At 64.7% G+C, this 26812-nt stretch carries 16 protein-coding genes and 2 pseudogenes; 16 read left to right on the top strand and 2 right to left on the bottom strand.

Annotated elements, in window-relative coordinates; translation table 11 throughout:
- The first annotated feature begins 51 nt into the window (after positions 1-51).
- From H5J25_RS12900 to H5J25_RS12875, 6 genes and pseudogenes are all read left to right on the top strand, one after another.
- Positions 52-663, top strand: coding sequence for a YqiJ family protein (locus H5J25_RS12900; RefSeq protein WP_202091595.1), 612 nt, complete (start codon positions 52-54; stop codon positions 661-663).
- A gap of 5 nt (positions 664-668) precedes the next feature.
- Entirely contained in the window at positions 669-2369 is a 1701-nt protein-coding gene (locus H5J25_RS12895; protein ID WP_202091593.1) for a flotillin family protein, read from the top strand.
- A gap of 112 nt (positions 2370-2481) precedes the next feature.
- On the top strand, positions 2482-3372 hold the full coding sequence (locus H5J25_RS12890; protein WP_202091591.1) for a UDP-2,3-diacylglucosamine diphosphatase: 891 nt from the start codon (positions 2482-2484) through the stop codon (positions 3370-3372).
- 3 nt (positions 3373-3375) lie between these two features.
- Positions 3376-4402: pseudogene (locus tag H5J25_RS12885) on the top strand (glycosyltransferase family 4 protein).
- Positions 4403-4508: 106 nt separating this feature from the next.
- Positions 4509-5186, top strand: coding sequence for a DUF1013 domain-containing protein (locus H5J25_RS12880; protein ID WP_202091589.1), 678 nt, complete (start codon positions 4509-4511; stop codon positions 5184-5186).
- Positions 5187-5271: 85 nt separating this feature from the next.
- Positions 5272-6393: an MBL fold metallo-hydrolase gene (locus H5J25_RS12875; RefSeq protein WP_202091587.1), complete on the top strand. Its 1122-nt coding sequence runs from the start codon at positions 5272-5274 to the stop codon at positions 6391-6393.
- 30 nt (positions 6394-6423) lie between these two features.
- Here H5J25_RS12875 and H5J25_RS12870 read toward each other — a convergent pair whose 3' ends face one another.
- Together H5J25_RS12870 and H5J25_RS12865 are read right to left on the bottom strand one after the other, a co-directional pair.
- Positions 6424-7770 (bottom strand): DUF3999 family protein, encoded by a 1347-nt coding sequence (locus H5J25_RS12870; protein ID WP_202091585.1) that lies wholly within the window; start codon positions 7768-7770, stop codon positions 6424-6426.
- Positions 7767-10607 carry a DUF2339 domain-containing protein gene (locus H5J25_RS12865; RefSeq protein ID WP_202091583.1) on the bottom strand — a complete coding sequence of 947 codons (2841 nt, stop codon included), beginning with the start codon at positions 10605-10607 and terminating at the stop codon, positions 7767-7769. The genes H5J25_RS12870 and H5J25_RS12865 overlap by 4 nt, the downstream gene beginning before the upstream one ends.
- Positions 10608-10823: 216 nt before the next feature.
- Between H5J25_RS12865 and H5J25_RS12860 the strand changes: the two genes are divergently transcribed.
- The 10 genes and pseudogenes from H5J25_RS12860 to H5J25_RS12815 all read left to right on the top strand — a co-directional run bounded on the left by H5J25_RS12860 (position 10824) and on the right by H5J25_RS12815 (position 26655).
- Positions 10824-13883, top strand: a complete 3060-nt coding sequence (locus H5J25_RS12860; RefSeq protein ID WP_202091581.1) for a TonB-dependent receptor — start codon at positions 10824-10826, stop codon at positions 13881-13883.
- Between the two features lie 106 nt (positions 13884-13989).
- Positions 13990-14574: pseudogene (locus H5J25_RS21185) on the top strand (chondroitinase-B domain-containing protein); the annotation flags it as partial.
- 82 nt (positions 14575-14656) lie between these two features.
- Positions 14657-16150, top strand: coding sequence for a chondroitinase-B domain-containing protein (locus H5J25_RS12850; protein ID WP_202091579.1), 1494 nt, complete (start codon positions 14657-14659; stop codon positions 16148-16150).
- Complete coding sequence (locus H5J25_RS12845) at positions 16147-18324, top strand: heparinase II/III domain-containing protein (protein ID WP_202091577.1); 2178 nt, start codon at positions 16147-16149, stop codon at positions 18322-18324. The genes H5J25_RS12850 and H5J25_RS12845 overlap by 4 nt, the downstream gene beginning before the upstream one ends.
- Entirely contained in the window at positions 18321-19628 is a 1308-nt protein-coding gene (locus H5J25_RS12840) for an MFS transporter (RefSeq protein WP_202091575.1), read from the top strand. Before H5J25_RS12845 ends, H5J25_RS12840 begins: the two co-directional genes overlap by 4 nt.
- A gap of 4 nt (positions 19629-19632) precedes the next feature.
- The gene (locus H5J25_RS12835; RefSeq protein WP_202091573.1) at positions 19633-20373 is read left to right on the top strand and encodes an SDR family NAD(P)-dependent oxidoreductase; all 741 of its coding nucleotides are present in this window, start codon (positions 19633-19635) and stop codon (positions 20371-20373) included.
- Positions 20370-21218: a rhamnogalacturonan acetylesterase gene (locus tag H5J25_RS12830; protein ID WP_225883102.1), complete on the top strand. Its 849-nt coding sequence runs from the start codon at positions 20370-20372 to the stop codon at positions 21216-21218. Before H5J25_RS12835 ends, H5J25_RS12830 begins: the two co-directional genes overlap by 4 nt.
- Positions 21219-21311: 93 nt before the next feature.
- Positions 21312-24176, top strand: coding sequence for a TonB-dependent receptor (locus H5J25_RS12825; RefSeq protein WP_202091571.1), 2865 nt, complete (start codon positions 21312-21314; stop codon positions 24174-24176).
- Between the two features lie 70 nt (positions 24177-24246).
- Positions 24247-24990: a FadR/GntR family transcriptional regulator gene (locus tag H5J25_RS12820; protein WP_202091570.1), complete on the top strand. Its 744-nt coding sequence runs from the start codon at positions 24247-24249 to the stop codon at positions 24988-24990.
- A gap of 366 nt (positions 24991-25356) precedes the next feature.
- Complete coding sequence (locus H5J25_RS12815) at positions 25357-26655, top strand: acyltransferase family protein (protein ID WP_202091569.1); 1299 nt, start codon at positions 25357-25359, stop codon at positions 26653-26655.
- Positions 26656-26812: the final 157 nt, after the last annotated feature.

Here is a 26812-nt window from a genome sequence, read left to right as displayed (position 1 = left end):
GCTGGAAGCTGCGCGACGGTCGATCTACCTTGATGCCTATGGGGCGCGGGCATGATTGAATTTCTGATGGCGGGGGAAAACGTCGTCTTCGTGTCGGCGCTTCTGCTGATGGTGCTGATTGGCCTCGTCCAGGTCATCGGGCTGGGCGTGGACACGCACATCGATGCCGATCTGGATTCGCATCCCGATCTGTTGTCGTGGCTCGGCGTCGGGCGGCTGCCGCTACTGATGCTGCTGGTCGTGTTCCTGACGATGTTCGGTAGCGTCGGGCTGATCGGCCAACAGGCGATCCATGACAGTAGCGGCGATCTTCTGGCGGCCTGGATCGCGATCCCCGCGGCCGGGCTGATCGCGCTGCCGCTAACGGGGTTCGCGGCACGCATCCTGGCGAAGATACTGCCGCACGATCACACGACCGCGATCGATCTGGACGATCTGGTCGGCGAGGCCGCGCGCATCGTCACCGGCCGGGCCGAGCAGAATTCACCCGCGCGTGCCCGCGTCGAGGACCGGCACGGCCAGGCGCATTACGTCATGGTCGAGCCGAACAACCCGGCCGAGTCCTTTGCGGAGGGTGAGGCAATCTTAATCGTTCGCCGCGAAGGCAACATCTTCCGCGCAATATCCCGCGGCGATCATCGCCTCCCTTATCTCGGAGCCTGATACTCATGAACGAAGTCGCCACGCAGTCCGGATCCGTCGTGCCGTACCTGATCTATTCGGGCGGCGCGCTCGTCGCCTTGCTCGTGCTCGGGCTGATCCTGGCGAAGCTGTACAAGCGTGCGTCTAAGGAGATCGGGTTCGTCCGTACCGGCTTCGGCGGGGAAAAGGTCGTGATCAATGGCGGGGCGCTCGTCCTGCCGGTGTTCCACGAGACGATGCCGGTGAACATGAACACCGTGCGGCTCGCGGTCGAGCGGAAGAACACCGATGCGCTGATCACGCTCGACCGGCTGCGGATCGATGTGAAGGCGGAATTCTACGTCCGCGTGCGCCCCGATGCGCAATCGATCGCGACTGCTGCGCAGACGCTCGGCATGCGCACGATGCATCCCGATGCGCTGAAGGAACTGGTCGAGGGCAAGTTCGTCGATGCGCTGCGCTCGGTCGCGGCGGGCATGACGATGAACCAGCTGCACGAACAACGCGCCGATTTCGTCCAGAAGGTGCAGCAGGTGTCGTCCGCGGATCTCGCGATGAACGGCCTCGAACTCGAATCCGTCTCGCTCACCGGGCTGGACCAGACATCGATCGAGCATTTCAATGCGAACAATGCATTCGACGCGGAAGGCCTGACCAAGCTGACCGAGCAGATCGAGCTGCGCAAGAAGGCGCGCAACGATATCGAGCAGGATACGCGCATCCAGATCGAGACGAAGAACCTGGAGGCGGAGCGGCAATCCTTCCTGATCGGTCGCGATACGGAATTCGCGCGGCTGGAGCAGGAGCGCGAGATCGAGTTGAAGCGTGCCGGTCAGGCCTCCGAAGTCGCGCGCGAGCAGGCGTTGCGCACGCGCGAGGCGGATCAGGCGAAGATCGATGCCAAGCAGCAGGTCGATAGCAGCCAGATCCAGGCCGATCGCGCGGTGAAGGAAGCGCAGATCGCGCAGGAGCAGGCGCTGGAACTGGCCCGGCAGGAACAGGAGATCGCGGTCCAGAACAAGAGCCGCGAAGAGAGCCAGGCGCGCGCCGAAGCGGACAAGGCCCGCGCCAGTGCGGTCGCGGCGGAAGAGCAGGTCGGCACTGCGCGCGAGACCGAGATTGCCGAACGTCAGAAAAGGATCGAACTGATCGACGCAGCGCGCGAGGCGGAGCGTGCCGCAATCGGCATCCGCGTTCAGGCCGAGGCCGAGAAGCAGGCGGCGACCGATCGTGCTGCCGCCGTGTTGGAAGCAGCGCGTGGCGAGGCCGAAGCGGCGAAGTTGAAGGCCGAGGCCGACCGTGTCCGCTTCGAGGTCGAGGCGGCGGGCCAACGCGCGGTGAACGAGGCGTCGAACATCCTGTCGTCGGACCAGGTATCGCTGACGACGAAGCTTGCCTTGCTCAAGGTCCTGCCCGAACTGATCCGCGAAGCCGCCAAGCCGATGGAGGCGATCGACAGCATCCGGATCGTGCAGGTCGACGGCATCACCGGCGGTGGCGGCGGGGCGGCGGGATCGGGCAATGGTAGCGACGGGGGCGACGGGAACCTGGCCAATTCGGCGGTGACCGCGGCACTCAAATACCGTGCGCAGGCGCCGTTGATCGATGGATTGATGAAGGAATTGGGGCTGGACGGTTCCTCGCTCGAAACTCTCGTGCAGTCCGGGGCGAACGCCGCGCCGGCCGCTCCGGTCAAGCCGATCGTTCCCTCCACGCCGGCCGGGTGACCGGCTGAGGTCGCCGGGCCGGATGCAGAACTGCAACATCCCCGCGATGTCGCTGTAACAATCCGCGTGCATAGCTTTCCTCCGTTGGGGTCACCTGAACGGGGGAAACGACATGAACGTCGTCACCAGTATCGCCGCCACCGCTATCCTGGGGGCGTCGCTCGGCGATTTTGCGGATTTCGCGCAATCGGCACCGGCCATTCCGGAGCGGATGATCGGCGGTCGCCGTCAGTTCCGGACGATCTGGATATCCGACGTCCATCTCGGCACGCGCGGCTGCAATGCCGGGATGCTGATCGACTTCCTCGATCATGTCGACAGCGAGACGATGTATCTGGTCGGCGATATCGTCGATGGATGGCGGCTGAAGAAGAAACTGTACTGGCCGGTCGCGCATAACGACGTTGTCTGGCGGCTGCTGAAACGTGCGCGGCGCGGTACGCGCGTCGTCTATATTCCGGGTAATCACGACGAGGTCTTCCGGCAGTTCACCGGGCTGGATTTCGGCGGCGTGGAGATCGTGCGCCAGGCGATCCACGAGACTGCGGACGGGCGCCGGCTGCTGGTGCTGCACGGCGACGAATTCGACGCGATCACGCTGGCGCATCGCTGGCTCGCGCATGTCGGGGACGTCGCCTATCACGTGCTGATGGCGCTCAATCGCGGGCTGAATGCGTGGCGGCGGCTGTTCAACATGCCCTATTGGTCGCTGTCGAAGCACGCCAAGGCCAAGGTCAAGAAGTCGGTCGAGTTCATCTCGAACTACGAGCAGGTCGTCGCGCAGGCGGCGGCGCATCGCGGGGTCGACGGGGTGGTGTGCGGGCACATCCACACCGCGGAATATCGCGAGATCGACGGCACGGCTTATTATAACGACGGCGACTGGGTGGAGGGCTGCACCGCCCTGGTCGAGCATTTCGACGGGCGGATGGAGATCCTGCATTGGGCGGACGAGATCGCCGCGCGTCAGCCGCAGGCCGATCTCGCGCTGCTGGCGGCCTGAGCGATGCGGATCGCGATCGTCACCGACGCCTGGAGCCCGCAGGTCAACGGCGTCGTCCGGACGTTGCAGGCGGTCGGCGCCGAACTGCGCCGGATGGGGCATGACGTGCTAATCGTATCCCCGGACCTGTTCCATTCCATCCCCTGTCCGACCTATCCCGAGATCCGGCTGGCCTTTGCCACCACCGGCGCCGTTGCCCGGTTGCTGGAGGATTTCGCGCCGCACGCCATTCATCTCGCGACCGAGGGGCCGGTATGTATCGCGGCACGGCGTTGGTGCCTTTCGCGCGATTTTCCGTTCACCACCGCCTATCACACGCAGTTCCCGGACTATGTCGCCGCGCGGACCGGGCTGAACCCGGAATGGATCTGGCGCTATATCCGCTGGTTCCACGCACCTGCGCAGGCGATCCTGGCCTCCACCGCGTCGATCGCGGGAACGCTCGCGGCGCATGGCCTGCCGCATGTCCGTCCGTGGGGCAGGGGGGGTGGACCTGACGCAGTTCCACGCCGGCGTCGTGCTCGATACCGCGATACGGAGCCTGCCGGGTCCGGTGCAACTCTATGTCGGGCGGGTGGCGGTCGAGAAGAATATCGAGGCTTTTCTGAGCAGCGCGCATCCCGGCAGCAAGGTGGTGATCGGCGACGGTCCGGCGCGCGCCGCGCTGGAGACGAAATATTTCGACGCGCATTTTCTCGGGCCACGGTTCGGCAGCGAACTCGCCGGAGCCTATGCCGCCGCCGACGTCTTCGTCTTTCCGAGCCGCACCGACACGTTCGGGCTGGTGATGATCGAGGCGCTGGCGTGTGGCACGCCGGTAGCGGCCTATCTGGTGACCGGCCCGATCGACGTGCTGACGCCGGATACGGGCGCGATGGCGAACGATATCGATACCGCGATCGCGCGCGCGCTGTTGCTCGATCGCGGTGCGTGCGCCGCCTATGGATCGGGCTTCACCTGGGCGGCCAGCACGCGGCAGTTCCTGAATGCGCTCGTCCCTGCGTTCGAGCGCGAAATACTGGCTGCCTGATCGGTATTATACTGTTCTTGCCAGTGGGGGGTATTGGCACTAGATCAGGAAGCTGACGCGGCCGCTCCGAAAGGGGCGGCCCTTATTGTTTCTAAGGAGTTTCTCCGTGGCCCAGCCGCTTATGCCGCATGCGACCGCTTCCTGGCTGGTCGACAACACCGCGCTCTCGTTCGAACAGATCGCAGAATTCTGCGGGCTGCACATCCTCGAGGTCCAGGCGATCGCCGACGATACGGCGGCGACCAAGCTGACTGGTCGCGATCCGATCCGCGCGCACGAACTGACTCAGGAAGAGATCGACAAGGGTCAGGCCGATCCCGATTACACGCTGAAGATCATCAAGGGGCCGGAGCAGGTCCGCCGCACCAAGGGCCCGCGCTACACGCCGGTGTCCAAGCGGTCGGACAAGCCGGACGGTATCGCCTGGATCATCCGCAATCACCCGGAAATCAGCGACGGCGCGATCGGCAACCTGATCGGCACGACGCGCACGACGATCGCCGCGATCCGCGACCGCAGCCACTGGAACATCGCGAACATCACGCCGAAGGATCCCGTGACGCTGGGCCTGACGACGCAGCGCGAGCTGGACGCCGCCGTCGCCAAGGCGGGCAAGGCGGCCGGTCTGGAACCGGTGGTCGACACGCGGCTGGATGGCGACCGCGAGGCGCTTATCGCCGAACTGCGCCAGCAGCGCGCACAGGCTGCGATTGACGCGGAGGCCGTGGAAGCTGGCGAAGCGGCACCGATCGAGCGCACCGCCGAGAACCTGTTCAAGAGCTGAGGCCGATAGCGGCCGGTGGCCCCGACGGGGCGCCGGCCGAACAAGTCGTTGGCGTTGGCGCAATTCCGTTGCTAACTGCAACCTTATGTCTAGCGCCTCCACCGCACCGCTTCCGGCCGATGTCGCCGTCCCCGACGACGGCTTCACGCCGACGACCCATAAGGGCCTGACCTATCCGTTCGGCGGTGCCGAGCCGGAGGCTGGCGGCGTCATGCAGGTCGTACCGGGGCTCAACTGGGTCCGGCTCCAGGTTCCCGGCCCGTTGAAGCACGTCAATTGCTGGTTGCTCGACGATGCGGACGACCGTGGCAGCGGCGTCGCGATGATCGATACCGGCATGGCGACCGATGCCGCGCGGGATGCGTGGAAAGCGGTGTTCGCGGGTCCGATGCACGGCGTGCGTGTGACGAAGATGATCGGCACGCATTATCATCCCGATCATATCGGGCTGGCCGGGTGGATGTGCGATTACCATGCCGCGCCGATGATCATGACGCGCGGCGAATGGCTGACGGCACGCATGCTCGTCGCCGATGCGCGCGACGGCATCCCCGGCGAGATGATCGCCTATTGGCGCGCGGGCGGCTGGGACGATGCGCAGATCGCGCATGCCAGCGCGCGCGGCTGGGCTGCCTTCCGCCGCATCGTGACCCCGCTGCCGATCAGCTATACGCGCATCCGGCACGGCGACACGCTGACGATCGGCGGGCAGGACTGGCGGATCGTCGTGGGATCGGGGCACAGCCCGGAACATGCTTGCCTGTTGAACGAACAGGCGGGAATCCTGATCGCGGGGGATCAGGTCTTGCCGCGGATCAGCCCGAACGTGTCTTTGGGGGTCACCGAACCCAATGCCGATCCGCTCGGCGAGTGGTTCGCATCGATCGCGCGGCTGAAGGAATTGCCCGACAGCCTGCTGGTCCTGCCGGGGCACGGCGATCCGTTCACCGGGCTGCATGCGCGGCTGGATGCGATGGACCGTGAACATCGCGAGCGGTTGGACGAACTGCATGTCTTCATCGGCACCGACGGGGACACCGGCAAGCGCGCCGTCGACGTCTTCGGGCGGTTGTTCCGCCGCGCGATCGGCCCGGATATGCTCGGCATGGCGACGGGCGAGGCGCTCGCGCATCTCCGCCGGCTGGAGGTCGAGGGGCGCGCGGTGAAGGACGTGCGCGACGGCGTCTGGTGGTACCGCGCGGTCTGAGCGTCGCGCGCTGGCGGTCGATCCGGAGCGTTATCCGGTGCTGCCGGGTGCGGCCGGACCATCGACCGTCGCGTTCCGCCGCCACAACAGCCATGCCATTCCGGCAAGCAGCCCGGTCGCGCCGATCAGGATCGCCCATAACAGCCAGCTTCGCCCATCGGCCAGCCCGCCGCGCTCGACCGGCAGGAGGTCGAGCCGTGTTTCCGGTGCGGTCACGATCGCATCGGGCATCCGCCGTGCCGGATCATCGATCAGGCTGTCCAGCGCGAGATACTGGCTCGCCGCGCCCGGCCGACCGACCGCAAGCGTATAGGGCGCCTGTCCTGCCGCGAGGAACGCGATCGATTTGGGCGCGAAGACCAGTCGGATCGCGGGGGGCGCCGAGAAGCCAGCCGTCCGCTTGTCCGCCTCGATCCGTATCGTCCGGTACGATCCGCCCGACAGGGCGATCGTCGCGGGGTCGGTCGCGCGAGCGACGCCGCTCCCGATCCGGTCCCACGGAAGCTCGTTCGTATCGCGGCCAGAAATCGTCACCGGCACGATCAGGTCGTTGCCGGATGGCACGACACGGATTGCCGCCAGTGGTGTCGCGAACGGCAGGCGGAAATCGATCGTCCGGCCTGTCGCGCCGGCCGGTAGCGTCGCATCGGTCGCGACACCCGCCCGCGCTTCCGCGGGTCGCGTTTCCAGTGTCGCGCTCCGCATGGCGATCGGCGCGAGCAGGCGCGCACTGCTTTTCCACGTCACGCGCAGGTAGTCGCGGAGCAGATCCGCACCGTCGAGCGTAAGCGCAGGCGTGGTTTGGGCAGCGCCCGCGCCGCGGAAGACCACATCCTCGCCGATCTGCCGCCATTCCTTCAGGTTGCGGCTGGCTTCCACCGTGAAGGTGACCGGCTGCGACACGGGTATGTCGGCATCCAGCGTCAATCGCCTCGCGCCGCCGGATATCGATCGGGTGTCGAACAGCACGCCCAGCAACGCGGTCTCGCCGGGCGTATCGCGCACCGAACCATCCAATTGCGCCACGCGCGCCCGGCCTTGTTCGTCCAGTTGTAACGACATGCCCGTCACGCGCAGGCCGTCCGATGGGCCGAGGATCGGCATCGCCGGAACCGTATTCCGCCTGGGTGCCGGGGCGATTGCGGGCGCGTGGGCAACCGGCATCTGACGTCCGCGCGCGTCGAACACGCGGACATCGGCAAGCGCGTTCGCCTGTGATGCCGCCAGCGCAGCGGCGGGCAGCGCGATCCGCTGGACCCCGCCGCCCGGTGCCGCCGTCACCGCGAAGCGTGACCGGTACGACTCCGGCGTATCCGCGCCTTCGGGTGCCGCACCCGTCAGGACGAGTGCCGCCAGCGCGAGGACGTATCGGTTCATATCGCAATTCCACCCGTGTCGTCGCCAGTCGTTTCAGTTTGGCGTGGGGGAAGCGGCGCGAGATATCCGACGACCAGCATCAATATGCCGACCGCGATGAACGCCACGATCCGCGCGCCACCATTCGCCGCGTTCAGGTCGATCAGGATCAGCTTGGCGACGGTAAGGCCCAGCAAGGCCGCGCCGATCACCCAGATGGTCCGTTGCGCGCGGCGATGCGCGATGACCATCATCGTCAACGCGATCAGCGTCCACAGGATCGCCAGTCCGGTTTGCACCAGCACGCTGTCGAACATCGCATCCCCGTCCCAGGCGACGCCCGCCAGATGATGTGCCGCGCGCAGCCAGACGGTGTTGATTGCGACGAAGGCGAGGCCGGCCAGGCCGCCAAGACTGCCGGGACCGTGCAGCACCGCCACGCCGCGTGGCGCCGGATCGGCGGTCGTTACCGTTCGACGCCACAAAGCGAGCGTGAAGATTGCCAGACCGATCGACAGGTCCACGGGGTTGATCAGCGGGACATAGGGCAGGGGCGCGGCATTGCCGGACGAGAACACCGCCACCAGAAAGGCGTCGGCGAAGGACAGTACGGCCAGCGGGACTGCGGAATACCAGGCATAGTCCGTCGCATGCGTGTCGAGCGGCCAGCGCCCGCCCTTGCCGATCGCCCGCCCGGCCCAGCCGGTGAGGATCGCGAGGATCGCAACGAGGCTGGCGAGGAAGGACACCATCGCCCATGCCGATTGCCACAGGTGAAGCCGGTCCACCGCGACCCACAGGCAATCCGCCAGAAGCAGCGTGCCGACCCAGACTCCGCCGATATGCGCCAAGTGCAGCGCCGCTGTCTGCCACGGTTCTTTCCCGTCGCGATCGTTCCGATAGGTCAGGTGCAAATGCAGCGCGACCGCCGCGATCCAGATCGCCCAGGCGGGCGACGACAGGACGTGCGTGGACGAACCGATCGTCGCGAGGACGCCGATCGCCAGCGCGGCGACGCTGGTGAAGCTCGGCCAACGCGCGACCGACCAGCCGGTACGCCTGGCGACATGCTGGCCGAGCCAGGCGCTGGCGATATATGCCAGCATCGTCAGCAAGGCCTGCGTTCCGTCGCTAAAGACTGCCGTCGGCATACGTCCGGCATAGGCTTGCGGTGAGGATCGGTACGCTTCGGCGGCGAAGGCCAGGACCCAGAAGACGAAGCCGAACAGGAACGCCGGTGCGGCAAGCCCCGCCTCGACCTGCCAATAGGTGCGACCGATCCGCGAGTCTGCGGCGGGCATCGGGCGGCGCATCCACCACGCGGTGATCAACGCGGCGAGGGCGACGATCATCGCGCCGACGAAGCCGGGATTGGCGATCGGCAGCGCGGCGACGTTGTCGTGCAGCCCGCCGAGATACAGGATCGCCGCGATCAACTGCAACGCGAGGCCGAACATGCGGGGCATCCAGCGTGCCTGTCGCATGCCGACCCAGAATGCGCCCGCACCCTCCAGTGCCCATGCGGCGGAGGTCCAGCGCGCATCCAGCGCGAGCGGGACGGCGAGCGTCACGAAGCCGATGCCGATCGCCAGCATCGTCTCGTTCATCACGCGGAGCCGTTCGGGGTCCTTGCGCATCGTGACGGTCGTGATGCCAAGATACAGCGCGGCAAAGCCGAGCGCGGCGAAGGCGCTGCCGAATGCACGGTCGTGGACCAACGCCACCTGCAACCCGAACCCGGCAATGGCCGGTCCGAACAGCAATGTCGTATCGACCATACCGCCGAGCTTTGCCGGCGTTGACCGTGCGAACAGGATCGCGGTCGCGACGTAGATCAACACCGAGGCGATCAGGAAGATCTGCGTCGGCCAGAAGTCCGTCGCGGCATAGCCAGTCGCCTGCCACAGCGTGGCGAAGCCGAACGTCGCGAAGAACCCCGTCAGGTTCAGGCCGCGCCACGTCTGGCGCTGCGCGATGAACAGGATCGCCAGGTTCAGGACCGTATAATAGGCGAAGACGCCGGAGATGCTGCCGCCGCCGTCGCTCAGCAGCAAGGGGACCGCGAATCCGCCGAGGAAGGACGTGACGGCCAGTGCCTGCGATCGTTGCAGCAAAGCGAGGGCGCAGCCGAGTGCGCAGACCATGATCATCAGCACGAAGGCCGCGGCCATCGGAACGGTGTCGTAGAGGCGGGCCGCCGCGAACAGGGTAAGGTAGATCGTCGCGATTCCCCCGCCCTGCAATGCGAGACCGAAGCCGGGGCGGCGTTCCCGTGTGCGGAATCCGACGACCAGCAGGACGATGCCGAAGGCCGCGACGAAGCTGAGCCGGACTTCGATCGGGAGGATGCCGGACGCGGCGGCGTAGCGCGCCAGGAACGACAGGCCGATGAACAGGACGACCAGTCCGACACGGACGATCGTATTGCCACCCAGCAGCCAGTTCCGCGCGGCGGCGAATGCGATCTCCAGGATATTGGGTCGCGGCGGTGTGCGCTCGATCTCGACGGCCGGGGGTATGTATGCGGGCGCGGGGGCGGGATGTCGGTTGCCGGCACGATCGAGACCGGCGGTTCGGACACCACCCGCGCAGCTGCACGGGGTGTCTGGGGAATGACGGGATCGGCGGGCGCGAAGGTGCGTTCGTCCGCCGCAACGGGCGCGGACCGGGTGGCCAGCATCGTTTCGATTTCGGCACGCAGGCTCGCAGTGGCGGCGGCGACCTCCGCGCGGATGGTCCGTCGCATCAGCCAGCCGACCACCAGCCCGACCAGTCCGCCGATCACGAAACCGTAGGATCTCGAAGCCGCTCCACAGCCATCCGACCAACGCAGCGATGATCGCGACCGATAGCACCATCTTCGCTTCCCCCTGTAACGTGCCGGGCACGATGGCGCATTTGCCGCGACGGGTCGAGGCGGATCAACGGTTCACGTATCGACACGTGCGGAGAACCGATTGCTGCATACCAAAGCGGAAGGCGAGACTGATAATTGGTATGCGCATTCGGTTGACAATATTCCAAGCCCTTGCAACGATACGCGAAACAAGAATCGTATCAGGGAGGATGTTCGGATGGGGGCGACCTATCGCTGCGGCAATCGCCGTTGGCACCGCACGGCCTATGCCGCGACTTTGCTGGGCGCCGTGTCGCTCGGCAGCATGGCATCGGCGCAGGTCGCGCCTCCGGTAGAACCGGCACAGGGCGAACAACCGTCGCCGACCGGCGTCGCGGAGGACCAGACGGCGGACATCGTCGTCACCGGCATCCGCAGTTCGCTCGCCAGCGCGCTGGCCGAGAAACGCAGTTCCGACAATCTGATCGAAGTAATCCAGGCCGAGGATATCGGCAAGCTGCCCGACCAGAACCTTGCCGAAGTGCTGGAAAACGTGACCGGCTTGCAGATCACGCGTCAGGCCGGTGTCGGCAATGCGGTGCAGATCCGCGGTACCGATGCCAACCGGACCGAGATCAACGGCGTGTCCACGGTCGGGTCCGGCGCAGGCCGTTCGGGGATCAGCTTCGAGGATTTGCCCGCCGCATTGATCGCGTCGGTCGAGGTGACCAAGGTGCCGACCGCGCAGACGATCGAAGGATCGGTCGGCGGCACGATCAACCTGCGCACGATCCGTCCGCTCGGGCTGAAGGGCCCGTTGATCGCGGCACGCGCGCAGGTCGAGAATAGCGACCTGTCCAAATCCACCTTACCGCGCCTGTCCGCGACGGTCGGCAACAACTGGAGCACGGGGCTGGGCGAGATCGGCGTGGTGCTGAGCGGCAGCTATGCGCGTCTGGACGTGGCCAATTTCGCGCCGCGCGTCGACCGCGATGCCGTCGTCCTGCCGGGCACCAGCGCGAGTTCGCAGGCGTTTCCGTTCCTGCGTATCCAGTTCCTGCAACAGGGTTTGGATAATTACGAATATGAGACGTATAACGGCACTGCGGCACTCGAATGGAAGCCCAGCGACACGCTGAAGCTGTATTTCGATGCGACGCTGAACAACCAGCGGCGCACGCAGGAAAGCCACCGCATCCAGGTGTCCGGCACCGCCACGCCGTCCGTGGTCGATGCGATGAACAACACCGCGTATGAGACAGTGAACTTCGGTACGCTGGATGGCCCGAACGGTTCGATCGATCTGGGCAGCGTTCAGGCGGCGCTGGCCGGGACGATCGGGATTGGCGGCGCGACGGGGCAGGTGATCGACCCCAATTTGCGCATGTCGAGCGACACCGGCGCGCGCGTGACGCGCAGCCGCGTGTTCGATATCGGCGCGGAATGGGATGCCACCGACGACCTGAAGCTTCGCGCGGAAGGATCGCTATCGACGTCGAAATCCCGATTCCCGAACTTCTCGACCACGCTCGACTTCATCAATCCGAAGGGGCCGCAGCCGGTCATCGGACGGAGCATCGACAATGGCACGCCGCTCGAATTCGACCTGCGCAACGGCACGCTGCAATTCGGCATCGATCAATCGAGCCCCTTCGCCCCGACCAAGGCGCAATTGCTCGATCCCGCCAACTATAAACTCCAGCAAGTCACGCAGGGTGCGAACTCGACCGACAACCAGGAACGCGCCGCGCGTTTCGACCTGACCTACGATACGTCGAAGCTGGTGTCGTTCCTGACCTCGGTCGATGCGGGCTATCGCTGGAACCGGACGTCGGCGGAGAATGGCGAATTCTCGAACAACGTCACCTATACGAACACGACGACCGCGTTCAATCGACCGTCCGGCAATCTGTTCGCCGACATCCTGGTTCCGGGGCCGAGCAACTTCAACGCGGCCGACGGGCGCAGGCTGTATTTCCCCGATTTCCTGCTGATCGACGGCGAGCGGTCGTTCAACGATCCGGCAGGCGTGCTGAACGCGCTGAACACCGCGATCGCCGCGAGCAATGCCGCGCGCACCGTAGGCCCGGCAATCCCATTGCTGACCACGCCGACGGAATCCTTCGCCGGCTTCTTCAGCATCCGCGAGACGACCAACGCCGCATATGTGCAGGCGAACATGGCGACGGACATCGGCGACGTGACGGTGCGCGGCAATGCCGGCGTGCGGTGGCTGAGCACGCGCCTGTCCTCCATCGGCAACAATATCGCGAACGGATCGGTCACCGGCCAGACGGTAGCGAAGAGTTCGTACAAATTCTGGCTGCCACGCTTCAGCCTGGTCGTCGAACCGGCGGAGAAGGTGCTGGTGCGCGCCGGCATCGCGCGCGACATAAGGCGGCCGAATTTCGACACGCTGTCGACGTCCTTCTCCTTCGGCACCGGCGCGAACACGCCCGTCGCGGTCGGCAATCCCGATCTCGTGCCCGAAGCGGTCTGGTCGTACGATCTGTCGGCCGAATATTATTTCGCGCCGTCCAGCCTGGTCAGCGTCGGTTTCTTCCACAAGAGCCGCACCAACCTGTTCGCGCAGCGCCAGCAGGATCCCGCGCCCAATCTGGATGCGCAGGGCAATCTGAACATCGATATCACGCCGCCGTGCGAGAATGGCGGCATCTACAACCCGATCGCCAATCGCAACGTGAACAACCCCGTTCAGGGCACGGGCATCTGCGTGCCGATCAGTTCGACGTTCAACGTGCCGGGAACGACGACGCAGACGGGCATCGAGGTCGCGCTGCAATACAATTTGTCGCAGTGGGAAAGCAGCCTGGGCTTTGCGTCCGGCTTCGGCTTCATCGGGAACTTCACGTACCAGAAGACGGGCGGATCGGCGCGGGAATATCGTTCGGCTGACGGGCCGCGCACCGTGTTCTCCCTGCTCGGCAAGCCGAATTCGCAGGATCTGATCACGCTGACGAACCTGTCCAAATATTCCTACAACACCACGTTGTTCTACGACAAATACGGGCTGAACGCGCGCCTGCGCTACACGTGGCGGTCGAGCTACGTTTCCAACGATCCGTTCTTCTTCGGCCTGCCACGGATCAACGGCTCGCGTGGGCAGCTGAATGCCAGCCTGAACTACGACGTCACCGACAACATCAACATCGGTGTCGAGGGCATCAACCTGCTGCGTGGCGACCAGAACCAGTATTGCGTCAACGACCGCGCATTGCTGTGCTTCCAGGGGCTGACCGACCGGCGATTGACGGCGGGGATCAGCGTCAAGTTCTGACGGGCGGTTGCGGCCAAGTTGCATACCAGTTTGATTTACTGGTTGTAACCACGATCCAAAATCCGTAGTCCAGTTGAAGAGAGGCAGCCTGTGAGAGCGAGCATCGATGCATAACAAGGCGAGGATCATCGCGTTCGCGCTGTGCGGTCTGGCATCGACGGAATGTCTTGCGCGGACGTTCCCGGTCGCGACGCAGCCTGCCTACCGTGCGGCGATGCAGGCGGCAAAGGCGGGCGATACGATCCTGCTGGCGGACGGCGTCTGGCGTGATTTCGAAATGGTGGTGGATGGGCGCGGCGCGCCCGGCCGCCCGATCACGATCGCCGCGCGAACGCCGGGCAAGGTGATCCTGTCCGGGGCATCCAATCTGCGGATCGGCGGCGAGCATCTGGTCGTTTCCGGCCTCGTCTTCCGCGACGGCGCGTCGCCGACGAAGGAGGTCATATCGTTCCGCCGCGATGCGAAATCGGTCGCGTCGAACGTGCGCCTGACTGAAGTCGTGATCGATCGGTTCAACAAGCCGGACCGGCGCGCGGAGGATGTGTGGGTCGCGATCTACGGTCAGGACAATCGCGTCGATCACAGCTGGTTCGCGGGTAAGGGCAATGCGGGCGTAACGCTCGCCGTGATCCGGCCCAAGGGGCAGCCGCAGGAAAACCGCGCGCGCATCGACCACAATTATTTCGGCCCCCGTCCGCCGCTCGGCAGCAATGGCGGCGAGACGATCCGCATCGGCACCAGCGAGGAATCGCTGTCGGATCTCGAAGACGATCGTGGAGCGCAATTACTTCGACCGGTGCGACGGCGAGGTCGAGATCATCTCGGTCAAATCGGGCGGCAACGTCATTCGCGAGAATACGATCTTCCAGTCGCAGGGGTCGATCGTGCTGCGGCACGGCAACGGCAATCTCGTCAGCCGCAACGTCATCCTGGCGGGCGGCAAGGCATCGACCGGCGGCATCCGCGTCATCAACCGCGACCAGATCGTGCGCGACAATTATATCGAGGCGAACCGCGGCACCGATTTTACGTCGGCAATCGCGGTGATGAACGGCGTGCCGAATTCCGCGATCAACCGCTACACGCAGGTCGAGAATGCCGTGATCGAACGCAACACGATCATCGATCCCGCGCGCATCCTGTTCGGGGCGGGCAACGATGCGGAGCGTACAGCGCCGCCGATCAAAAGCCGGTTCGCCGACAATCTGATCGCCGCGCAGAAGGACCCGTTCCGCAGCGAAGGCGACGTGTCGGGGATCGCGCTGTCCGGCAACGTGATCGATTTCGCGTCATCGACCGCGGGTCTGACGCGCCGCGCGCTGAAACTCACGCGCGCCGGAAACGGCCTGCTTTATGCGGCGGGCGTCGAAGCCGGTGCGCCGCGCGATCTGGCGCCAGTGACGAAGGCGGAGGTCGGGCCGGCCTGGTATCCAAAGACCGAGCTGGCGTCGGGGTTCGGGACCGGGCGCACGCATGCGGTTCGGCCCGGCGGGCTGGCCCGGGCGAGCGCCGTCGCCGGGGCAGGGGACGTTCTTCGTTTAAGCCCTGGGGCCTATGCCGTGTCCGCGCCAATCCGCGTCTCGAAACCGCTGACGATCACCGGCCCCGCCACCGCGCGCATCACCTATTCGACGCCGGTCCTGTTCCAGTTGGCGGAGGGCGGCAGTGTTAGGATCGAAGGGACGACGATCAGCGGCAACGGAGCCGTGGTCCGGTCCGCGCCGACATCGACAATCGCGAGCTATGCGGTCGAACTGGTCGGCACGGCGTTCCGGAACATCGACGGCGACGTGATCGCCACGACGCCGGCGACGCTTGCAGATCACGTCACGATCGATCGCGCCAGTTTCGACACCGTGTCGGGGACGGTCGTCGCGGCGGCGGCGGAGACGACGAAGCTCGGCCATTATCCGATCGAGCGCACCGTCATCACCGACAGCCGGTTCGCCGGTGTCGGGCGCATCGCCGATGTCGCGCGGCTCGGCACCGACGAAAGCACGTTCGGGCCAAGCTTCACGATGACGGGATCGACCGTGGCCGGCGGCGGGACGCCCGCAATCACCTTGTCCGGCGTCCAGTCCACGACGATCGCGCGCAATGGTTTCGACCGCACCGGGGGGATCGAGATCGCGCACAGCGTCGGCGCGCCGGACACGATCATCACCGGCAACCGCTTCGCCGGTACGCCCGCGCCGAAGATCGCGAGCCTCTATCGCCAGGGCACGCCGCGCGTGACGCTGAGCGACAATATCGGAATTGCCCAATGATCCGTACGCTCGCGCTCGCCGCATTCGTCGTCGCCGCGCCGGCCTTCGCGCAGGATGCGAAGCCCGTGCTGAACGATCCCGCGGTGCTGGCGGAAATGGGGCGCGAGGCGGCGCGATTGCCGTTGCTGGCCAGCGATCTGGCGCGGACGCGCGCGCAACTGGACGCATCGATCCGCGACGGCGTCAACGTGCCCGTGCCAAAGGATCCGGGCGGCGGCGCGACGCATGAGCAGCATCGCCGCAACTATCAGGCGATCTATGGTGGCGGGTTGCTGTACCGCATCACCGGCGAGCGGAAATATGCCGATCACGCGCGCGCGCTGCTGCTCGCCTATGCCAAGCTGTATCCGACGCTCGGCAAGCATCCCGCGGCGTCGAACCAGGTGCCGGGGCGGCTGTTCTGGCAGAGCCTGAACGACAGCGTGTGGCTGGTCTATGCCGCGCAAGGGTATGACGCGATCCGCGATACGCTGTCCCCGGCGGATCGCGCGACGATCGATGCCGACGTGTTCCGGCGGATGGCCGATTTCCTGTCGGTTGAGACCGCGGCGAGTTTCGACCGGATCCACAATCACGCGACCTGGGCGGCCGCCGGGGTCGGGATGACGGGGTATGTTCTGCGGGATCCGAAGCTCGTCACGCGCGCGCTGAAGGGCAGCGACGGCAGCGGCAAGGCCGGGTTCCTGCGGCAGCTGGACCTGCTGTTTTCGCCCGACGGTTATTATGCGGAAGGGCCCTATTATCAGCGCTACGCCCTGCAACCGTTCGTTATGTTTGCCAATGCGATCGCGAAGAACGATCCGGCGCAGAAGATCTTCCAGTATCGCGGCGGGATCGTGCTGAAGGCGGTCACGACGGCGATCCAGCTGACGTATGACGGCTATTTCTTCCCGATCAACGACGCGATGCCGGACAAGAGCCTGAAGACCGACGAACTGTATCAGGCAGTCGCGATCGGTTATGCCGCGACGCGCGATCCGGCGTTGCTGGATATCGCCAAGTGGCAGGGGCGGACGGTGCTGACCGATGACGGTCTGGCGGTCGCGCGCGATGTCGCGGCGGGGAAGGCGAAGGCGTTTCCGTTCGCGTCCAAGCTGTTCCGCGACGGGCCGGACGGCGATCAGGGTGCGCTGGCGGTGTTGCGCGACGGACCGGGCGACGATGCGCAGGTGCTGGTCGCGAAGAACACCGCGCAGGGCATGGGGCATGGCCATTTCGACAAGCTCAACTGGCTGCTCTACGATCACGGCCAGGCGATCGTCACCGATTACGGTGCGGCGCGGTTCCTGAATATCGAGGCGAAATCGGGCGGGCGCTATCTGCCCGAGAACGACAGTTGGGCGCAGCATACGATCGCGCACAACACGCTGGTGGTGAACGAGACGAGCCACTTCGCCGCCAAGCTGAAACCGGCTGAGGCGGTTGCGCCGAAGCAACTGTATTTCAGCGGTACCGGCGACACGCAGGCGTCGATCGGCGAGATGACCGGCGCCTATCCCGGCGTCACGTTCCGCCGCACGTTGGCGCAGGTGCGCGTGCGCGGGCTGGGCAGTCCGATCGTCGTCGACGTGCTGAAGGTGAAGGGCAATGCGCCGGCCCGGTACGACCTGCCGCTGCACTATAACGGGCATTTGATCGACACGGGCTTCGCGCTGAAATCGAACGTCACGACGCGTCCGGTGATGGGTGCGAAGAAGGGCTATCAGCATCTGTGGGTCGATGCGACTGGCACACCGGATGCGACCAACGGGCGGGTCACGTGGATGACCGCCGGGCGGTTCTACAGCTACCGCATGGCGACGCCGGGGGTGCAGGTGATCCTGGCCGAAAGCGGCGCGAACGATCCGAAATTCAACCTGCGCCGCGAACCCGCGATCATCCAGCGGCTGGACGGGGCGAAGGACGCGACGTTCGTCAGTCTGCTGGAGGCGCATGGCCGCTACGACCCGTCCACCGAAATGGTTTCGGGCAGCGCGAGCGCGGTGGCGAGCGTGACGCAGGCCCGCGCCGGCGATGCCGATATCGTCACGATCACGTTGGTCGACGGCCGCCGCGTGATCCTGGCCGTTGCCGACGACGCCAGCCCCGGCGGCAAGCATTCCGCAACCGTCGCGGGGCGCGCGTTCGACTGGACCGGGCCGATCGGACGCATGGATCGCGAGGCAGGCAAATGAAGAGCGGCGAACAGAGGTCCGGCCTGCGCTGGGCAGTGATCGCGATGATCGCCGCGGCGACCGTGATCAACTATATCGACCGCAACGCGCTGGCCGTGATGTGGCCGCAAGTGTCGAAGGACATCGGCGCGGACAAGTCGGACTATGCGCTGCTGGTCACCGTCTTCATGCTCGCTTATGCGTTCGGCCAGGCGCTGTTCGGGCGGATCTTCGATGTCGTCGGCACGCGGATGGGGTTCGCGATCGCGATCGTCATCTGGTCGGTGTCGATCGGCCTGCATTCGGTCGCGCGGACGCTGGGCGTGTTCGCCGTGCTGCGCGTCACGCTCGGCATCGGCGAGGCGGGCAACTGGCCCGGTGCCGCCAAGGCCAACGCCTTGTGGTTCCCGGCCAAGGAACGCGCCTTCGCACAGGGGATATTCAATGCGGGCGCGTCGCTCGGCGGGATCATCTCCGCGCCGTTCGTCGCCTTGCTGTTCGCCGGGTTCGGCTGGCAGGGGACGTTCCTGATCATCGCCGCCTTCGGCCTGTTGTGGCTGTTGCCGTGGCTGTGGCTGTATCGCAGCGATCCGGCGACGCATCCCTGGCTGAGCGAGAACGAGCGCGCGCACATATTGGGCGGAAGCGGCGCGGAGGATATCGCCGCCACCGCCGCGATCACCGGCTATTCGCCCAACTTCCGCGAGATGCTGTCGCACAAGCAAAGCTGGGCAGTGATCGTCAGCCGCTTCTTCCTCGATCCGGTCTGGTGGCTGTTCGTGTCTTGGCTGCCGATCTACCTCGCCGAGACGTTCGGGTTCGACGTCAAGCAGATCGGCTATTTCGCGTGGGTGCCGTTCGTCGGCGCGATGCTGGGCAGCCTTTCGGGCGGATGGATGTCGGGCGCGTTGATCGGGCGTGGCTGGAGCGCACTGAACGCGCGGCGCGTGATGATCACCGCAGGCGGCGTCATCATGATGCCCGCCTTGCTGCTGACGATGGGCGCGGCGGATCCGCTTTATGCGGTGCTGCTGATCGCGGTCGTGCTGTTCGGGTTTCAGGTCGCGATCAACAATATCCAGACGCTGCCCGCCGATTTCTTCGGCGGCGGCACGGTGGGATCGCTGGCCGGGATCAGCGGTGCGGCGGCAGTGGCGGGTACGCTGATCACGACGTGGCTCGTCCCCGAACTCACCAAGGTCAGCTTCGCGCCGATCTTCGCGATCGCCGCGGGGCTGGTGCCGATCGCCATCCTGTCGGTGTGGCTGCTCGGCGGCCGCACCGCCCCCATCCAATCCAGAACTCATTCCAATCAACAAGGGTAAGCTCATGAAATTCGCAGGCAAGGTCGCTCTGGTCACCGGTGGCGGACGCGATATCGGCAAATCGGTTTCGGAAAAGCTCGCCGCCGGCGGCGCGCGCGTGATCGTCAATTATCGCAGCGACGAGGCGGCCGCGCAGGCGACCGTGGACGGCATCCTGGCCGCAGGCGGCGACGCGGTGCTGCACCGTGCCGACGTGACCAAGGCGTCCGAAGTCGCGGGTCTGGTCGAGGCAGCGGGCGAGCGGATCGATATCCTCGTCAACCTGGCGGGCGGCATGGTCGCACGCAAGACGCTGGCCGAAATGGACGAGGCGTTCTTCGACCAGGTGATGGAGTTGAACCTGAAATCGGCCTTCCTCGTCACCAAGGCGGCATTGCCGAAGCTTGGCAAGGGATCGGCGATCGTCAACGTCGCGTCGCTCGCGGGTCGTGACGGGGGCGGTCCGGGCGCGTCGATCTATGCCACGTCCAAGGGCGCGTTGATGACGCTGACCCGGTCCTGGGCGAAGGAAATGGGGCCGCAGGGGATCCGCGTGAATGCGGTGTGCCCGGGGCTGATCGGCACCAGCTTCCACGACATCTTCTCCAAGCCGGAAGGGCGCGCGGCCGTCGCGGGCAACACCCCGCTGCGTCGCGAAGGCCATCCGGACGATGTCGCCGACCTGATCGCGTATCTCGCCTCCGACGAAGCATCGTTCCTGACGGGGACGTGCGTCGACATCAATGGCGGGCTGGGCTTCTCGTGAGGGGCGCGCTGTTCGTCGCCGCATGCGTCGCGGCATTGCCTGCCGCCGCTCAGCAGAAACCCGCGCGGACGGACGCGGCGAAGCTGGACGCGTACAAGATCGTGCTGGTCGGGGATTCGACGATGGCGCCGATATCCGGCTGGGCATCGATGTTCTGCGCGCATCACGTGAAGGCGACGGTCGCGTGCCTGAACGTCGGTCGGGGCGGCCGTTCGACGCGCAGTTACCGGCAGGAAGGATCGTGGGATACCGCGATCGCGGAGGCGCGCGTGCCGGGATACAAGGCGACATACGTCCTGATCCAGTTCGGGCATAACGACCAGTCGAGCGTTGCCGAACGCTGGACCGACCTCGCGACCGAGTTCGGGCCGAACCTGACCCGCATGGTGCAGGAGGTTCGCACGGCGGGGGCGATCCCGGTACTGCTGACGCCGCTGACGCGGCGCGAATTCAAGCAGGGCAAGCTGAACAATACGCTGGAGCCGTGGTCCGCCGCCGTCCGCAAGGTCGCGACGGAATTGAAGGTGCCGTTGATCGATCTGAACATGAGAAGCGCGGCACTGGTCCAGCAACTCGGCGCGGAGAAGGCGACGCAACTCGCGCAGGCCGCGCCGACGGCAGAGGAACTTGTCGCGGCGAAGGCCGGAACGACGCTGAAACCGCGCAGCGCGGAGGAAGCGCGGTTGCCCGACGTGCCGACCACGGCCACCGGCCCGCGCGGCCAGTTCACACGCAAGTTCGACTACACGCATGTCGGCGACATCGGCGCGACCGTCTTTGCAAAACTGGTCGCCAACGACCTGGCGGTCGCGGTTCCAGACCTGCGGAACCAAATCGCCCCGTAACTGGTAAGACAATATCATATACCAATTGGTTGACACGCACGCATAAATTGGTGAGGGAGAAGCGATAAAGCGGAATCGCTAGGGAGAGGATTTATGTTGGGTCGCAATCACTTGTCGCGGAGCGTTCGCGTCGCTCTGCTCGCCACAGCGGCGACACCTTTCCTGATCGCCGGGCCTGCATTCGCACAGGATGCGGCCGCCCCCGCGCCACAGGCCGCGGAAGACGAAGCGGCGCAGGACATCGTCGTGACGGGCATCCGCCAGACGCTGCAAACCTCGATCCAGCAGAAGAAGACCGAGACAGCGATCGTCGACACCTTGTCCTCGACCGAGATCGGCGACCTTCCCGCTTTGTCGGTCGGCGAGGCTATCCAGACGATCACCGGCGCCACGACGCACCGTGAAAAGGGCGGGGCGTCGGAAATCGCGTTGCGCGGTCTCGGATCGTTCCTGTCCAACACCACGTTCAACGGGCGCGACGCGTCGAACGGATCGGGCGACCGTGCGGTCAATTTCAACCAGTTCCCGTCGGAACTGATCAACGGCATCAAGATCTACAAGTCGCAACAGGCCAATCTGGTCGAGGGCGGCGTCGCCGGTACGATCGAACTGGAAACGCTGAAGCCGCTCGACTTCAAGCGCCGCCGTCTGCAAGCGGAGATCAAGACCAATTACAGCCCGTATCAGGACCGCATCGTCGGTTCGAGCGCGTGGGGCTGGCGCGGAACGCTCAGCTATGTCGATCAGTTCGATGCAGGCGATCTAGGGCGGATCGGCATCACCTTCGGAGCGCAGCGCAACAAGACGAACAATCCGGAGGAGACGGTCGCGGCGTCTTCGACCTGGGTCGCGTGCAACCCCGCGATCGTCGCCGCCGCCGCGAATTGCACCGAAGTGACGCGTCAGCAGGCGGCCGGCGGCACGCCCTTCTATCTGCAGCCCAACGCGATCACGTTCCGCCAGATCAGCGAGCGCGACAAGCGTGACGCCGTGTTCGGCGCGATCCAGTGGCAGCCGTCGCCGACGCTGGATATCAATCTGGACCTGCAATATTCGAAGCGCGACTATACCGAGGAACGGTCGGACCTGAACCTGTCCGAGACGCGCTATGGCCTGCGCAACGTCGTCTATGACGCGAACCATGTGGTGCAGAGCTTTACCGGCCTGACCTCGCTGGAATCGGTCAGCACCATCCTGCAGCGTGACGAGGAATATATCGGTGGCGGCGGCAACGTGGAATGGCGTGCGACCGATCGCCTGACGTTGACCGCGGACGCGTCCTATTCGCGCACGATCCGCACCGACGTCGAACGCTCGGTCCGCCTGCGCACCGATCCGTTCGACATCTTCAACGTCCGCACGCCGATCAACAACCAGCGCGTGCCGTATACGTATGAAGTGAAGCCGGGCAATTTCGCGCCGACGATCACGATCGATCCGCGCTTCAACCTCAACGATCCGACATTGTACAGCGACGACGCCCGTTTCCGGCGCGACGAACTCCAGCGCCGCAACGAGATTTTCGGCGCGCGTTTCGACGCCGCCTACAAGCTGGACGGGTTCCTCAGCAGCATCTCGCTCGGCGGGCGGTTCTCGCGGCTGACGTATAACGACTATGACGACCGGGTGGAGCGCACGCAGGACGACCGCTCGCTGGACGCCGCGGTCAATATCGCGTGTCGCAACAACGGCTTCCCGCAGACGGACTATCTGAAGGCGGCGCGTGGGAACACGATCAACAGCTGGGCGACGTTCGACCTGAATTGCCAGTTCGCGAACTATCCGACTGCCCCGCAGGCGCGCAACGCCGACCTGCGCAACGTCGCCAATCGCGACGTGACCGAGAATACCTATGCCGGTTATATCATGGGCGAATATCGCGGCGATCTGGGCAGCATGCCGGTGCGCGGCAATTTCGGCCTGCGCGTCGTGAGGACCGACGTCGTGTCGAACGGGCTGCGCAGCGACCTGAACGTCGTGAACAATCCGGACGGGTCGATCCGGCTGGTCCAGACGGCCAACTTTCAGACCGTCACGATCGAGAACAACACGACGCGTTTCCTGCCCAGCATCAACGCGGTGTTCGAACCGCGCCCCGACGTGCAGGTTCGACTTGCGGGCTATCGTGGCATGTCGAAGCCGGCCCCGTCCGCGCTCGGCGCGGGGCGGACGATCCAACTCGACGACGGTACGGGTTTCAGCGACGTCGCCGATGCGATCGCGCTGATCACCGCCAACGGATCGCCGCGCCTGAAGCCGCTCATGTCGTGGAACGTCGACGCGGCGCTGGAATGGTATCCCAACCGGGACTCGATCGTCGCCGCCACCATCTACAAGAAGTGGTTCACCGGTGGCTTCATCCCGGTCGTGCTGAACGAGGACTTCACGATCGGCGGCAATGCGGTCAGCGTGCCGGTCGTCCAGACGCAGAACAGCCCGGACAAGAGCAGCGTGTACGGCCTGGAACTGACGCTCGCCAACCGCTTCTCCTGGCTGCCCGCGCCGCTGGACGGCTTCGGCGGGAAGGTCAGCTACAATTACGCGATCTCGGATTTCGAGAATGAGGATATCCGTCTGGGCGACGTGCTGGATCCGACCACCGGCGTGATCTCGCAGGGGTTGATCGGGCCTGCCAACCTGTCAGGCTATTCCAAGCACGTCGTGTCGGCGCAGCTTTACTATCAGCTGGGCGGGCTGAACGTGCAGGGCGTCTACAATTACCGCTCGAACTATTATCAGGATTTCGTCGGCGGCAATTCGCAGTTGCGCTACGTGCGCGGCAACGAGACGTTCGATCTGCGCGCCTCCTACGACCTGAGCAAGGCGGTGCGGATGCAAGTGGAGGCGATCAACATCTTCGATGCGCCCAAGGTGACCGACATGCCGGTGGTCGGCAGCCAGCGCCAATATCACTATTACGGTGCGCGCTACTTCCTGGGGCTGCGCGTCCGGTTATGAAGGGTCATGCCCGCTTGTCATGACCGGCAAGCGGGCTAGTGTCGTCGTCCTTCGCCAGTGGGGAGCGCCTGTGTCCGATCGCCTGTTCCAGAGTATCGCCGAACAGATTACCGACCTGATCCGGGACGGCGAGTTCGCGCCCGGATCGCGCCTGCCGGGCGAGCGCGAACTGGCCGAGCGCTTCGGTGTCAGCCGCGTGACGATCCGCGAGGCGGAGATCGCGTTGCAGGCGGTCGGCGTGATCCGCATCAAGACCGGGTCCGGCGTCTATGTTTCGGACACCGCGCTGGCGGATGCCGCGCGCCTGCCGAACGTCAGCGCGTTTGAGGTGACCGAAGCGCGTGCCTTGTTCGAAAGCGAGGCCGCCGCGCTCGCCGCGCCGATCATGTCGGACGGCGATCTCGCCAAGCTGGACAATCTGCTCGCCGTCATGGCCGAGGAAACCGACCCCGAAAGCGAACGCGCGAGCGCCGCCGACCGGGAATTCCACCTGACCATCGCCGCTGCCTCCGGCAACCGTGCGATCATCCATGTCATCGGCGAATTGTGGCGCCTTCGGAACGAGTTACCGGAAGTACGCACGACGCACGAAGCGGTCTGCCAGAAGGACAGCTCGACCCGTCACGCCGAACATCTCCGCGTCGTGGACGCACTCCGCGCGCACGACCCAAAGGCTGCGCGCCTGGCGATGCGCCAGCATTTCCACCGCCTGCAACAGGCGATGCTCGACGTGACCGAAGAACGCGACCTGACCGAATTGAAGCGCAAATCCGCCGAAAGCCGCGAACGCTTTTTGATGAGCGTGCGAATCTGACGGGGGTGGGACGGCTGTTTGCGCAGTCTGACCCGGCAAGTGATTTTGACGCCTTGGCCGCCGAACGGAAGGAAAAGCAGCGGAAAAATTATCGCTCGCCGGAGATTGCTCGCCCGTAGCGACGCGAAGCCTACCTATAACGTCGCCGGGTTACTGGGGCGCAGCAGACTCTGCGGCACATATCGTCTGGATCTTTTCAGCGACTTCTCGACCGCCATCATCGTTGTAAAGCCATCGACGCAACGGCAGCAGTCCCAGGCCACGGGCCGCGCCAGATCATGCAACCACGAGCTCCGGTTCATAGCGCCAGCCTGAGCGTGCCGATTGTGGCCAGGTCAGCCGTTGTTCAGCATATCTCTTAGTTGTGTGGCCAATCTGCCGCCTGTATGCGATCTGCACATGTTGGGGGTTGAAATGACGTTAGGTAAGCGCTTCGACGCCTGCAAAGGGGTTGGTCCGGGGTTCGATCATCTTCGTGTCGGCCTTTCTCTGGCGATACTGTTTTGGCATAGTTTTGGCTTGGCCTACGGCATGGAATGGACGAGGAGCCTGCCGGTATGGCCGTTCAAACCATTGCTCGCGGCTCTACTTCCGATGTTTTTTGCCTTAAGCGGAATTCTGGTGATCGGTAGTGCAATCCGGTTACGCAACCTTAGAACATTCATCACCTTTCGTGTACTACGCATTCTTCCCGCATTGTTTACTGAGGTTTCTCTTTCGGCGTTGGTTTTCGGCCCGCTTCTTACGGCTGTGCCGCTTGCTACTTATTTTACGAGTTCAGAATTCTACGAATACTTCGGGTCGTTCATCGGCCGGGTGCGGTACGTTCTGCCTGGACTTTTTCTGACCAACCCCGTTCCGAGAGTCGTCAATGGTGCGCTTTGGACGGTTGGCCCAGAAATATTGTGTTACCTGTTACTTTCTATCCTGATCCTAACGAGAGCCTACAATAAGCCAAGGTGGATGCTTTTTCTTACGGCTTGTTTCGCCGCGACTTGTATGGCCTTTGATCCCTTTGAGCCCGGCGTAATTCGTGAAATTTTGCCAACGCGAGCACTTATCCTAGCGTTCCTTTCAGGAAACCTAATCTTTCTTTTTCGCGACAAGCTTCCCTTTTCTCGACCTCTCGCCGCTGTCGTTTTCGGGGTTTGCGTGCTTGCTATCAGCGTCACGCAAACCACTGAGGGGTACCTGTTCCTGATCTATCCGGCCGCGGCCTGCTTGGCCTATGTGGTTGCTGTGATAGGGTTCAGTGGCCTGCCGCCACTCCCGTTCTTCCATCGTGGCGATTATAGCTACGGGATTTATATCTACGGCTACCCGATTCAGCAGGCTATCGTTCACTTCCTGCCGGCGTACAGGAACGGCTGGTTCGTGTTCGCCGCCGCGCTGCCTGTCACCCTGCTATGCGCCATTGCGTCATGGCACTTGATCGAAAAACCGGTTCTCGGCTGGCGGAAACGGCTTTTGCCGGCACAAAGCGCGCCAAGTCAGTCCATTGGTCCAGTAATTTGGGACCGTCGTAGAGTTGCGGCGATTGCTGGTCTTGGCGCCTATGCGCTGTTTGTGGTATTTGCGGCCAATATATTTCCAGTCAGAAAGGCGGCTAAATGGATGTTGGGCCGACCTGACGCTCCGATTGAAAACGTCCGCCCGCAGTTTTGAGCCTTAGATTACATAGCCTATATCATGCTCCGCGCGGCAAACCTGATCCCCGCCCATAAATCGAGCGGGGATTTGGATGAGGGCTTCTCGTTGCCACTAATGCAACAGGCAGCCTGAATGCGAGGCATGTTGCTGCATCTATTGCATGCCGCCGCAA

Origin of the sequence: Sphingomonas aliaeris (assembly GCF_016743815.1) — a bacterium.
GTDB lineage: Bacteria > Pseudomonadota > Alphaproteobacteria > Sphingomonadales > Sphingomonadaceae > Sphingomonas > Sphingomonas aliaeris.
Note: the sequence above shows the minus strand (reverse complement) of the source record. Positions and strands in the feature narration are given on the sequence as shown.